This window comes from Methyloferula stellata AR4 (genome assembly GCF_000385335.1).
Taxonomy (GTDB): domain Bacteria; phylum Pseudomonadota; class Alphaproteobacteria; order Rhizobiales; family Beijerinckiaceae; genus Methyloferula; species Methyloferula stellata.
Map to the genome: position 1 here is coordinate 2,795,323 of NZ_ARWA01000001.1, position 12,636 is coordinate 2,807,958.

The window sequence follows — 12,636 nt, forward strand, 5'->3', positions numbered from 1 at the left end:
TGCAAGTCGGCAGGCCCGGCTTGGCTCGATCTTCCAAATTTCGAGGTTTCGAGACAGGGCGTCAGCGGCAGAGGCGGTGCTGGTTGAACCGCTCGCTGCGATACATAGAGGTGAGACTCTACGGCCTCATGGGGCCGGTGTCTGATGCCAAAGACCGCGAAGACTCACGGTGACCTTCATGGCGGCGTCGCGCTGACCACGTTGCCCGCCCGCGTTCGGCAATTGCATCATCATCGACTCCACGAAGACATAAGGCGTACCCGTCTCGAGCCTGTAAAGCAGAGTCTGAAGCGCATCGTAATGAATATCCAACACGGCTTGGATGCGGACGGTTTCCGGCGCATCGGAATGGCTCGCCTGCTGGACGCCGGATGAAATGACGCTCGCCTGCTGAGCTGCGGCCAGTTGCGCAAGATAGGCTTCGAGCTGAGCGCTTGCGAGCCCGGACGTTTGCGCGTTCAGGAAGGCGGTCTCTGGCGCGGCGCCTGGTTCTTCGCCGCCCTTCGGCCTGTTGGCGCCGGATCGCTGATGCGCCGCTTCAAGGCGCGCGAGCATATCTTCCGCATCCGAGAGTTCCTGCGAAGCGTCTGAGCGCGCCTTCAAGGACAGAGCCGGGGCCAGGATGCAGGCGAGCAGCAGGCCGAAAAATGCTGCAAGCGCTATTGTCTTTTCGCGGTCCAATTTCGGCACGGTTCAATCTCCGATGAGCTGGGGATGCTCGTCGACGCGCGTTTCGATGTAGAACCTGTAGAGGTCGCCGCCGTTGCCCTTTGTCGTCGGCGCGAAGAAATGCACCGCCGAGAAGCGCCCCGACCGCTCGAGCGCTGCGATGAGGGAAGGAGCATCCGCCGCGAAGCCGATGATGCGCAAGGATGCGTTTTCCAACTGGAATTCGGTGAGATAGGCGTTATCCGGAAGCGCGCGCGAGAGAGCCTCGAGGGTGAGGACTGTTACGGGCGAGTTTTCTTTCAACACCCAGGCACGTTGCGGCGGCTTCAGCAACGCGATGTCTTGAAGCTTGCGTGACGACTGAGAGTCGCGTTGCAACGCAGCCGTACGCGCGGCGACATCCTCATGTTCGGCTGTTATCTCACCCGTGGAGTAGATCGCCCAGAGACTCGCAGCCGTGCTGAGCGCAACGCCCGCCGCGAGGCCGGTGCCGATCATGCGCGGCAGGTTTTGCGCATGCCGCTCCGAGCCTTGCGCCGGACGCGTCCACAGAGCGAGTAGAGGCGCCCTGACGCCTGCTTCCGTCCGCACCGCGATCCGGTTAGGCGACAGGCCGCTTGCCGCGAGTTCGTTGCAGATGACATCTATGCTTGCGCGCGACGCGATGGGCACGCAGACATTGAGGGTTCCGGCATCATCCGGGTTCGGCTTGGCGTCGATCCCGTAAATGGCTTGCGTTGGCAGCCAGGGTGAAAGGCGCTCGATCTGATTGCGCACGATACCCGGCAGAAAGTCCTGCGCTTGAGCCGGGACCGTGATGCGGCGCGTGACGATCCTGTCGGCTGCGATCTCGAAAATGATGAAATGATCGCGGAGCGCCTCGGCCATGCCGTCTGGCATCTTGGTTCCGACCATCACTTTACCGAGGAGATGGCTCTCCGGCGAGGCCGGGTGGCGGACGACGAAACATCCGTCTTCCTGCGTCACAAGGACCGATTTGCGGCTCTGCGAAAAAGCGCGCGACTCGGCGACAAGTCCGGCGAGAATTTTGATCCATCGATCGAAGATCGTCTTGATCTGCATCGCCCCTCCTAAAATCGGTCGCTCATGGCGAGGCCCCGGGTCGGCGGAGCGAGAGGGGTCCATGACAGAATACGATAGGGCTGCTTGTCATTGGGCACGACCGCGATGACGGCCTTCGCCGCTGCGCCATAGCCGTCGATGAGGCGCGCGATGAGTATGACCGAGGCGATCGGCCTCGCGCCCGTCTTCACGTAATCTTTCGCAGGACCCAGCATCTGCGCCAGAAAATCTCCTCCCATCGGCGAGCGTTCGCGCGCGTCCAAAAAGGCCGAGAGCTGAGCCGATGTGACGCCCGGCAGCGCGGCGATCACGTCGGCTGGAGCCGTCAGTGCATTGACCTGATCGGTCCCATAAACCGTCGCCAGTGGCAAGATGCCGGCAAGATAATCCGGCGCCATGCCGGGGATCTGCGCCAGTTGACGGATGTCGGTGAAGGACTGGAAATTTTTGTCTGGCCGGGAAGATGTGTTTGCTTGCGGCGCGGATCGGTTTGTCTGAGCCGGCGGTGGCGCAGCCGCGCTGGCGAGTTTCGGTCCTTTGGCGGCTTGATCGGCTTGATCGCGCACGCGCCACGCATCGATCGCTTTGGCTATGGCATTTGCATCATCACCCGCACCGGCTGAAGTCAGCAAAGCCGAAAGAACCTTCTCAGGCGCCTTATTGACATTGATGCGGCCGCCCTCGTCGCTGAGGCGAATATGCACCGAGCCCGTTGTGAAAGAGACAGATGTCGTCTTTTCGGTGAGGGGAGTCTTTTCACCCAAGCTTGCGACCATTGCGGCGGAGACTTCGAGCCCGGCCGCCAGCAATGCGTCGGCTCGAGCGCGGTCGCGGTCGAGCGCGACAATATTGGCAAATCCGCGAAACGTCGTCGAAGCGGCCATGGCAAGCGCCGAGATCAAGGCGATCGTCCACAGAACGACGACGAGAATGATTCCGCTGCGTGGATCATGACGGCTCAATCCCGGCTCCTCTATTGACGCGGTTGCGATGGAGCGGAATTGGTCCTCGCATTCACATTTCTCGCCGCGACCGAAAGACAGTCGATTTCGCCGATGGCGCAAGCGGTTGGCGCATTGGCGTGGATCGGAAATTCTGCGCCTACCAGACCCGCGGCCCGGCTTGTCCGATCCTGCAGATTCAATCGTACCGAATGCGGAAGACCCGTTTCGCCGGTCCAGTCGTCCCGCCAAATCAGTTCGCCGCCATCTGCCAGTTCGGAGAAACTGAAAGAGATGTCGAATTTTCCCCTGAGCAGAATGACGGGATCATCCGGCTGCGCATCTTCCAAATGCATGCGGGGGCCGCGCCATGGGGCTCTACGCCGTACGAGCTGCGTGAATCCCTCGCCCTCTTCGATAGCGAGGCTGACGATCTCTTCGCCTTGCGGCTCGGCGGCCTTACCGCCCGAGGTAACGAATATGATCTTGGCGCCCGCATCCTTGCCCGCGGATGTTGCCGTAAAGGCGGCCATCAGGCCGTTTGCATCGCTTTGCAGGACGAAACGGGCCGCTCCGAAATCGCGCGTCAAACTGTCGATCGCCAGCGCAAGCTGTTCGCTTTGATCGACCGTGCGCGTGCCGCGATCGAAGAAAAACACGCTTTGATGGATGAGCGCGCCGGTCGAAAAGATGATCACGGATCCGATCGCAAGAGCTGCGAGCGTCTCGACCAAAGTGAAACCGGCGCGGCTTGTTCCGGAGTTTGCCATCCTACCCGCCGATTCCAAGCCGCGCGGTCTCGCCCGTAAGGATCTGTCCGGCACGCGAAAGCACGGCCACTTTGACCCGGTAGAGGACCCAATCCGGTCTTTGATCACCGGAAGCGCGCGGCGGCCCGTCGACAGACAAAGCTTCGACCGACATGGGTTCGACGTCGATACGCCACCGCAGGCCGGCTATCTCACCTTCTCGAATACCCAATTCCGGACCGGCGCGATTGAAAGGCCGCGCGAGCAAAGAGCGCAGAAGCAGCTCGGCTGTGACCTGACCATCGCCCTGAACGAGAATGCGCCGGCTCTGAAACATCAGCGGCCCCAGCACCGCCGCGAAGGCCAGCACCAGTGCCAAGGCGACAAGCGCCTCGATCAGCGTAAAGCCCGAGCGGCGGTCACGGCCATTTCTTCTGAGCTTCGGGTTCGCTGTTTCACGGCGCTTCGATGGTGACGCCGCCCGTGTACCAATTGACATGGACTTCATACATGACCCCCTCGCGGGAAAATCTGAGCGCGGCGCCCGATGAGGCTCCGTCGGCATGAAAGGCGGCGACGGCGAGACGCCCCGACCATATGGCGCTTTCGCCGAGAATATTGACGGCAACGTCGGGAGGAATGACGACACGATCGCCGCTGTCTCCGATTAGCATGCGCTGTTCGCTGTCGAGCGAGACGTGCCTGTCGCGTCCCGTCAGGATGGAGCCTTGGCGTTCGCGGCGTAGAAGCGCGGCTGTGTTCATGACGACGGCCTTTAAGCCTGCCCGTCCGGTTCCGGGTATGAACATGACGCTCAATGAAGCGACCATGGCGATGATCATCATCACCGCCATCATCTCGATCAGCGTAAAGCCTGCTTGGCTTCTAGCGCTGGACATTTGTCGTCGCTGAGGCAGTGTTCATGCCGCCGCCGCGCCCGTCCGGTCCGAGTGATGTGATGATGTAGGGCGGAATACGGTCGCCTGCTAAATGATATTGATAGGGATGACCCCATGGATCCATCGGAATGCGGCCGCCCTTTACATAGGGTCCGTTCCAGATCTCGACACCGGTCGGCCGCTCGGCGAGCGCGGCTAGACCTTCCGAATCCACCGGATAGCGCCCGACATCGACGTAGAAAAGATCGAGCGCGGAACTGAAGCTTTCGATCTGCAGCCTCGCGGTCTTGACCCGCGACTCGCCAAGATAGGATAGCACGCGTGGCCCGACCAAGCCGAGAATGAGACTGATGATGGTCAAGACCACAAGCATTTCGATCAGCGTATAGCCAGGACTGGCGTTGCTGGTGAACCGCGGCGCGCGGCGCGATGGGCTTTGACTGACGATCATAACGCAAGCTCCGTGATGCTGAGGAGAGCACTCATGATGGAAACAATCAGCGTCCCGACAATGAGGCTAACGGCGATGATGGTTGCTGGCCCGATAATCCCCATGAGGCGATCGATGCCGACGCTCAACCGGTGTTCATAGAAATGCGCGGCATGTTTTGCGATCGAGGCGAGATCGCCCGTCTCGTCGCCGACGCGCAACATGCGTACAGCGAGCGGCGGCAGCAGGTCGGTGCCTGACAAAGCATCGGCGAAGCGGCGGCCGTGGCGGACCTGTTCGTGCACATTGTCGATCGCCGCCACATAACGCGGTCCAGTGACGACATCGCGCAGGATTTTGAGCGTCGCCGGCAAGGGCACGCCGTTTTCAACGAGAAGGCCGAGCGTTCCAATGATGCGGGCGGCGCGGCGGTCTCGCATCGGTCCGGCCACGCCCGGAATTTTGGCGATCGCGGCAAAGATGCGAGCGCGTGTCTCGCGCCGCCGCAGGACGAACCAGCCTGCCAGTGCGATGATCGCCCATGTGCCGAAGAAAACCTCGAGATTGGCCCTGAGCCAAGATGAGGCGCCAAGCACGAAGGCGGCTCCACCATTCAATTTATTGCCCAGATCCTTGAACACCGGCTCGAACTGCGGCACGACGAAGATCAAGAAGAAAAACAGAATAAGCATCGCCGAGACTATGAGAAACGACGGATATCGGATCGCGGAATTGAATCGTTCCGCGAGAAGCTCCTGCCTAGCACGGTCCTCGACAATGGCATTCAATACCGCTTCGAGTTTTCCCGAAGCCTCGCCGGCTCGAACCATGGCGACATAGGCAGGTTCGATAATCGTCGGATGACGTTCCAGCGTCTCGGCGAAACTGTCGCCTGCCGTGATCGTTGAGCGGAGATTATTCGCAAACCAGATCAGCGCCTTGTTGGAATCCTCGGCCAAGGTCTGCAACGCGGCCTCGAGCGTCAGCCCGGCGCCGATGAGCAGGGCCAATTGGCGCAGAAACAGCGTGACGTCGCGCTTCTTCGGACGCTTCTCGGCTTTGCTTACGCCGCTGCTCAGGAAACCGCTCTTTGCCGCGAGTTCGGCCTCGATCAACAGGTGGCCGAGATATTCTACTCGGCTGACGACTTCCGCGCGCGACGGCGCGTCGACTTCGCCGGCGACGATTTCGCCGGTCGATGTCATGGCGCGGAAGTGGAACTGCGGCATGCTAAACCTTTGTGGCGGACGAGATCATGCTTCAAAGACTCATCGTGACACGGAAGACTTCATCGATCGTCGTCTGGCCCATCCGGCATTTCGCGATCCCATCTTCTGCCATGCTCGTCATGCCTTCGGCGCGCGCGACTTTTTCAAGTTCGGAGGCATCGGTCTTTGGACCGATGGCTTGCCTTATGGCCGCGGACACTTCGATGACCTCAAAGACGCCCTGGCGGCCGCGAAATCCGGTAAAGCCGCACCATTCGCAGCCCTTTGGACGATGCACGACATCGCCTTCGCAAAATCCCAAAGCCTCATAGCGCTGGTCTTCTGCGAGATCCCTCAGGGTGAGCGCATGCGATTGTTTGCAGTCGGGGCAGAGCGTCCGCACGAGGCGCTGTCCGACCAAAACCTTGACCGAGGAGGCAAGCAGGAAGCTCTCGATCCCCATATCGATCAGGCGGGTGATCGCGCCTGCCGCGGTATTGGTATGAAGCGTCGTCAGGACGAGATGGCCGGTCAACGCCGCATGCACGCCCATATGCGCCGTCTCGGCATCGCGCATCTCGCCGACCATGATCACGTCCGGGTCCTGACGCAAGAAAGAGCGCAAGGCGGATGCGAAGGTGAGGCCGATCGTCGGATGAACCTGGGTCTGGTTGATGCCTGCGATTTGATATTCGACCGGGTCTTCGATCGTCAAAATTTTGCGGGTCGGCTCGTTTAATTCTGCAAGCGAGCCTGCGAGCGTCGTCGTCTTGCCGGAGCCTGTCGGACCGGTGACGATGATCATGCCGAAGGGAAGCCGCAAGGCAGACCGCAGGATCGATTCATCGCGCGGCAGGAGCCCGATCTGGTTCAAGGTGACAAGACCCGAGCCCTTGCGCAGCAGGCGGATGACGGCGCTCTCGCCATGCTGTGTCGGCATGGTCGCGACACGAAGATCGATCTCGGAGCCGGCGACATTAATATGCGTGCGGCCGTCTTGCGGCAGACGCCGCTCGGTGATGTTCAGGCCCGCCATGATTTTCAGGCGCGACAGGAGGCCTTTCGCCATGCTCATCGGCGGCGCCGGCACGGCCTTCAAAAGGCCGTCGACGCGCAAACGAACCTGAAGGGCGCCCGCGAACGGCTCGATGTGCAAATCCGTCGCGCGCTGGTCGACCGCCAATCTTAAAAGATCATCAAGCGCCCGTACGACCGGCGCGCCGCGCGCCAGATCGCGCAAATCGTCAAGATTATCCGAGCTAGCCGCGCTCGATTCCGAAACCGGGGCCACGGCCGATACGGCATCCTGCGTGGTCGCAAGCGCCGCCTCGAGATCGTCGCCCGTCGCAACCGCGATCATGACCTTTTGGCCGAGCGCGACCTCAATGGCCCGGACGGTCTCGTCCTCGACCGGCGCCGCGATCGCGAGCATCAATCTTCCGTCGCTATCCGCATAAGGAAAGAGCCGCCCATCTTTCAAGAAGCGCGGCGAGAGCTGGCCGCCGGCGAAGCGGTCGCCGACGAGCTCCGCGCGCTGTACACGCCGGCATGAATAAAATGTCGCGAGTTCATCCGCGAAAGCGCCCGGCGTCAGTTTGGTGAGACTGATCCAGTCGGCGTCGCCATTGGTGTCGGGGTGCCGTGTGGCGAGGCGGCTTTCGAATGCCTGCGCGTCGCGCAGGATCCCTTTGCTGGCAAGGTGGCCGATAAAATCGCTTTGCAACACGATAGAACCCAATGAATGTTTCTCAGTGGTTCTGACTTGAACTCTTACGTTCGGATTTCAGGCCGGCTGGTCAAAAATCCAGCTGTGCTCCCGCATATAATGTAAACATTTTACATATTGCTTTTGAAGCAGTAAGTCAATTTAAACTCCTCTATTCGAGTCTAGATTGCACTATTTTCTGCGTATGTGTTCCGTGATATATGCTATATACATAGTGATATGGTATCATATTGAGTAGCCGCATTCGGCTGAATGTTTCAGGGACAAAATTGAGACCGATTTGCCGCCTGCCTCATCCGGGGGTCGCCCTCTTCATCGTGATTTCGGTTGCCGGCATGGGCTCGGTATCGGCGGCCTGCGATTTGAGGTCCCCCGCCGGCAAAATCAAACATGCGATCCATCTGCAATTCGGCAATCTTCATCCGCATCGCGACAATCTAAATATTTCATCCGGTCTCGCGCGGATTGAAAAAGGTGCGGAGCACGCCGACCCGTAAAATATGCGTTGATTGGAGTTTTACTGTGCAATGCGTCGATCGGCATCGCCTTGAGCGGCGAGTTACGAAGGGTTTGGTGACGGCAATTCTGTTCGCCTCGTTGGCAGGATGCCTCTCGCCGCTGAGATCGCCGTATGAGATGGGTGGAGTAGGGCCGGGCGATGCGGTCGACCCGGCGCGCAACGCCGACCTTGTCGCGCATTATCCAAGTGCGGTCGGGGGAGAGGCGATCCTCACAGGTACACCTCCGCGGCCGCAAATCTTTCCAGGTACGGACGCAAGGTCAACGTCTTGGCCTAGATCATCGGGCAACGCCCAAGCGGATGATTTCCAGGACGTGGTGAGGACGCCTCGCGGCGGCGGCATCGAGGGGGCAGGTGCCGAAGGTTCGGGTATCGAAGTCAATTTCGACAATGCTGATATTCAGACCGTCGCCAAATCGATCCTGAGCGATACGCTCGGCCTGAACGTGGTCGTGGATCCTCGCATTCAGGGGAACGTGACGATCGTCTCGTCCGGGCCGATTCCGCGCAAGGATCTCTTTGCCGCTTTCGAAAACGTAATGCGCATGTCGAACGCAGCCGTCGTTCGCGACGGCAGTCTCGTGAAGATCTTGCCGCTGCCCGAGGCCGCCGGGGCCGGAAGAATTGCGTTGAATGCCGGCGGCGAAGCGGGATTTGGCGTGACGATCGTGCCGCTACGCTACGCCTCCGCCGCGGCGATTGCTAAGACGGCTGAGAATTTTCTTGCACGGCCGGGCGCCCTGCGCGCCGACACCACGCGGAACCTGCTGATGATCCAGGGGACCTTGTCCGAACGGCAGAACGCCTTGGATATGATCACAAGCTTCGATGTCGAATGGCTTCGAAATCAATCGGTCGGCATCTATCCTTTGAAAGCGACGTCGCCCGATACGATGATTCACGAATTGGAGCGCGTCTTCGAAACCGGGGAGGGTGGACAAGGACAGGGCATGATCAATTTCCAGCCGATCCCGCGTATGAATGCCGTGATGGCCGTATCGCATAACCGGAAAATTCTCGATCAGACCACGCAATGGATCAGGCGCCTCGACAAGTCGGATACGAGCGGAACAACGGTCCGCGTCTACCGACTCGAACATGGGGCGGCAGCGAAGATCGCTAAGATCCTGAACGATATTTTCGTTGGCCGCGGCGGCGGCGCGGCGGCCGATAATGCGGCAAGCCAGGTCGCGCCCGGCTCAAACAGCGGCCAGTCGAAATTGGATGCGCTGGGCGGCGGACTCAGTACGAGCGGTACCGCCACAAATAATACCAGCAACACGGCGATCAGTAACGCAAATCCTCAGCCCAATACGAGCCTCACGAATAATACAGGCGGCTTGACCGCCTCGTCCTTCGACGATTTTTCCGGAAGGGATAAGAAGAGCTCGGATTCCGAGGCGGCTTCGGGCAGTCTGCCGCGCGGCATATTCCAAAATGTGCGTATCACTGCCGACACGACCAATAATTCGATCATTATTTTTTCGAACCAAGATGATTATCGCGTCATCGAACGTTCGCTGCGGGAACTCGATCGTCCGCAATTGCAGGTTGCCATCGAGGCGACCATAGCAGAGGTCACGCTGACGGATGCTCTGCAATATGGCGTTCAATATTATATCGGCAGCAGCGACATAGGTGCCGGCAAAAACAACGGCTCGATCTCGCTGACGACTTCGGCCGCCACGGCGCTTATTTCGCAAGCGCTGCCGGGACTGAACGTTCTTTTGGGAAGCCAGGCCTCCCCGAAAGTGGTTCTTAGTGCGCTTTCCACATTGACCAGCGTGAAAGTTCTCTCGGCGCCGTCGCTTGTCGTGACGGATAATCAGCCGGCCTTCCTGCAGGTTGGCGATTCCGTGCCGATTTCGACAGGTTCGGCCACGGTGCTGTCTGCCTCGAATACAATCGTCAACACGATCACGATGCAGGACACGGGCGTCATTTTGAAAGTTTGGCCTCATATCCACGCCAATGGAATGGTCGAACTCGAAATCGAGCAGCAAGTTTCAAGCGTCGTCGGCGGCGTCTCGGCCGTAACCACCAATCTCAATCCGACGATTTCGCAACGGCGCATTCATTCGACGATTGCGGTGGTGAGCGGGCAGACCGTTCTACTCGGCGGCATGATGAAGGAAGAGGACGATAAGACCCAATCGGGCATTCCCCTCCTGCATGAGATTCGGGGCATCGGCGATTTGTTCGGCACGACAAATGGCACCAAGAACCGCACGGAAATCATCGTCTTCGTCAAGCCGAGTGTCATCCGTAACGGCTTCGACGCTCAAAACGTGGCTGAGGATTTCCGGGCTGGGCTCTCCACGATGCACAGCAATGCGACGGTCTTCTCCGGCAGAGACGCCCCCGAGCAAAGACCTATCGTCACAAAGTGAAGAAGGCCGAGGCGGCATGACAATGATGGCTGATGAACTCTCCGCTCCAAGCCTGCGGCCGAATTTCACGGTCCTGATTGGCGGGACCGGCTTTGCGGCGCTTTTATCCTTCATCTACCTTCCGTGGCCGTTGGCAATCGCATCGACCTGGCTCAATTTCCTGATGATCGCCGGAGCAGACGTCGATGCGCGGACCTTCTTATTGCCCGACGCCGTCACCTATGGTGCGATTGTTTCGGGAATTGTCGCCGCGCCGCTTCTCGATGTCGTGGATCCTTTGCGGGCGATAGGTCTGGCGATTCTGCGTGCCGGAGGCATGGGTCTTTTGCTGATCCTGCTGCGCCACTCCTATGCGCGCCTTCGAAAGACTGAGGGCTTGGGTCTCGGCGACGTCAAGCTCGCGGCGGCGGTGGGCGCTTGGCTACCCGTCGAGACTATCCCCATGTGTTTTGGCTTGGCGACGACGGCGGCATTGGTGTTTGTCTTGATCCGGGGACGCAAGCAAAAGCTCGACGAGCTGAAACTGCCGTTCGGCGCCTTTTTGTGTCCGGCCTTATGGCTCGTCTTCTTCGTCACCTCATTGCCGCGCTGAACCGGGCTTCGAAATTTCGGAGATAGGCATTGCCTCATCTTGCCCAAATCATCCTCTTGACCGGCGCCTTCGCCGCGGGTTCAGGCGCCGATGCCGCGACTTTGACGACCCGTCTCACCGGCAAAGGGACGATGATCGTCCTCAAAGGCGATATTGCACGAGAGGATTCCGAATCCCTTGCAAGGCTGATCCAGGCGGCACATGAGGAAGGCCATATCATACGCGGTCTTCAACTCGACTCCCCGGGCGGCAGCCTTCTCGGCGGTGTCAATCTCGCGCGTTTCATCCGCGATCATGCCGATCTGTCGGCGACGGTTGCCTCTGGAGCGACCTGTGCATCGGCTTGCTTCGTCGTCTTTGCTGCCGGTCATGAGAAATTCGCTGCCTTTGACAGCTTTGTAGGCGTTCACGGTGTGGCGGATAGATCGGGCCAGATGACCGGGGAGACCGAAGCGGCGACGCTTGCGATGGCGGGGCTTTGCCGGGATCTGGGCGTGCCAGCAAGCATCACGGAAAAGCTGATCGCGACGCCGGCCGACGAAATCGTTTGGCTCTCTTCGGAAGACTTGCGATCCATGGGCACGACCATGATCGGGCGTCCGGTTCAATCGCCGAAAGCTAGGCAGCGGGAGACGGCTCCGGGACGACAGGATCAGCAGGCGAGCGAGCTCAGAGTCGGGCCTTTGTCCAAGCCGCAATCGGATCTGGTCAAACTTGCTCTCGCTGCGGCTAAAGAGGCCAATTACACGACAGCCATCAAGCTCTGGCGGATCTTGGCCGCGCAAGGCCACGCACCCTCGCAATATAATCTCGGCCAAATGTATTATGCCGGGCAGAGCGTTCCGCAAGATTTCACCGAGGCTGTCAAATGGTATGAGAAGGCCGCCGACAAAGGCGTCGCGAATGCACAGCTCAGTCTCGGCCTTGCCTATGCGCTGGGTCGCGGCCTGCGCCAGGATCTGCCGAAAGCTTATAAATGGCTGAAGCTCGCCACCGAAAGTTTCGCCGACGGGCACGACCGTGAACAAGCTTTGAAGGCGCATGCCTTGATCGCGGCACGCATGACACCTGATGAAGTCGCCGAAGCGGAAAAGGAAACGCGCGACTGGACCAGATCACCTTAGAGCATCGACGCACAACTTGAACCGGGCCCTGCTTTTTGTCTTTATCGACGCATCAGAAGACTCCCGAAACCGGTTCGCAGCTTTGGTTCGATGTCTTCGTGCATTGAATCAGGCGCGAGAAGCTCATGATCAGCCGTTGATTTGCATGGCGCGCCAATTGTGCACGAAACCACGAACACCAACACGTCTGAATGACGTCACCTGGAGATACCAGCCAGCGACCGCAAGGGCGTTGGGCTCTCAAATTTCCATAGGTTCGTGCGACGAGCGATGCGGGGCAGGGACATCCCTCGACAGTCAGCTCA

Annotated in this window: 13 protein-coding genes; 4 read left to right on the forward strand and 9 right to left on the reverse strand. The window is 59.7% G+C overall.

Annotation, left to right across the window (positions count from 1 at the left end):
- Positions 1–126 precede the first annotated feature (126 nt).
- The 9 genes from gspM to A3OQ_RS0113650 are packed head-to-tail and all read right to left on the reverse strand — an operon-like array spanning position 127 to position 7,702.
- Complete coding sequence (gene gspM, locus A3OQ_RS0113610; RefSeq protein ID WP_152428448.1) at positions 127–690, reverse strand: type II secretion system protein GspM; 564 nt, start codon at positions 688–690, stop codon at positions 127–129.
- A gap of 3 nt (positions 691–693) precedes the next feature.
- Complete coding sequence (locus A3OQ_RS0113615; RefSeq protein ID WP_020175958.1) at positions 694–1,752, reverse strand: PilN domain-containing protein; 1,059 nt, start codon at positions 1,750–1,752, stop codon at positions 694–696.
- Positions 1,753–1,760: 8 nt separating this feature from the next.
- On the reverse strand, positions 1,761–2,714 hold the full coding sequence (locus A3OQ_RS22420) for a type II secretion system protein GspK (protein ID WP_020175959.1): 954 nt from the start codon (positions 2,712–2,714) through the stop codon (positions 1,761–1,763).
- 11 nt (positions 2,715–2,725) lie between these two features.
- Positions 2,726–3,463, reverse strand: a complete 738-nt coding sequence (locus A3OQ_RS0113625) for a prepilin-type N-terminal cleavage/methylation domain-containing protein (RefSeq protein ID WP_020175960.1) — start codon at positions 3,461–3,463, stop codon at positions 2,726–2,728.
- Position 3,464: 1 nt separating this feature from the next.
- Positions 3,465–3,950 carry a prepilin-type N-terminal cleavage/methylation domain-containing protein gene (locus A3OQ_RS0113630; RefSeq protein ID WP_244427144.1) on the reverse strand — a complete coding sequence of 162 codons (486 nt, stop codon included), beginning with the start codon at positions 3,948–3,950 and terminating at the stop codon, positions 3,465–3,467.
- Positions 3,898–4,341, reverse strand: coding sequence for a prepilin-type N-terminal cleavage/methylation domain-containing protein (locus A3OQ_RS0113635; protein ID WP_020175962.1), 444 nt, complete (start codon positions 4,339–4,341; stop codon positions 3,898–3,900). The genes A3OQ_RS0113630 and A3OQ_RS0113635 overlap by 53 nt, the downstream gene beginning before the upstream one ends.
- Positions 4,328–4,792 carry a type II secretion system major pseudopilin GspG gene (gspG, locus tag A3OQ_RS0113640; protein WP_020175963.1) on the reverse strand — a complete coding sequence of 155 codons (465 nt, stop codon included), beginning with the start codon at positions 4,790–4,792 and terminating at the stop codon, positions 4,328–4,330. Before gspG ends, A3OQ_RS0113635 begins: the two co-directional genes overlap by 14 nt.
- Positions 4,789–6,000, reverse strand: a complete 1,212-nt coding sequence (locus A3OQ_RS0113645; protein ID WP_020175964.1) for a type II secretion system F family protein — start codon at positions 5,998–6,000, stop codon at positions 4,789–4,791. The genes gspG and A3OQ_RS0113645 overlap by 4 nt, the downstream gene beginning before the upstream one ends.
- A gap of 31 nt (positions 6,001–6,031) precedes the next feature.
- A complete protein-coding gene (locus A3OQ_RS0113650) occupies positions 6,032–7,702 on the reverse strand; it encodes a GspE/PulE family protein (protein WP_152428641.1) in 1,671 nt (556 codons plus the stop codon).
- Between the two features lie 272 nt (positions 7,703–7,974).
- Here A3OQ_RS0113650 and A3OQ_RS0113655 point away from each other — a divergent pair, with 272 nt between their 5' ends.
- The 4 genes from A3OQ_RS0113655 to A3OQ_RS24890 all read left to right on the forward strand — a co-directional run bounded on the left by A3OQ_RS0113655 (position 7,975) and on the right by A3OQ_RS24890 (position 12,331).
- On the forward strand, positions 7,975–8,202 hold the full coding sequence (locus tag A3OQ_RS0113655; RefSeq protein ID WP_020175966.1) for a hypothetical protein: 228 nt from the start codon (positions 7,975–7,977) through the stop codon (positions 8,200–8,202).
- Positions 8,203–8,341: 139 nt separating this feature from the next.
- On the forward strand, positions 8,342–10,615 hold the full coding sequence (gspD, locus tag A3OQ_RS0113660; RefSeq protein WP_051116039.1) for a type II secretion system secretin GspD: 2,274 nt from the start codon (positions 8,342–8,344) through the stop codon (positions 10,613–10,615).
- Positions 10,616–10,637: 22 nt separating this feature from the next.
- On the forward strand, positions 10,638–11,207 hold the full coding sequence (locus tag A3OQ_RS0113665; RefSeq protein WP_244427146.1) for a prepilin peptidase: 570 nt from the start codon (positions 10,638–10,640) through the stop codon (positions 11,205–11,207).
- Between the two features lie 29 nt (positions 11,208–11,236).
- Positions 11,237–12,331 carry an SEL1-like repeat protein gene (locus A3OQ_RS24890; RefSeq protein WP_020175969.1) on the forward strand — a complete coding sequence of 365 codons (1,095 nt, stop codon included), beginning with the start codon at positions 11,237–11,239 and terminating at the stop codon, positions 12,329–12,331.
- Positions 12,332–12,636 lie beyond the last annotated feature (305 nt).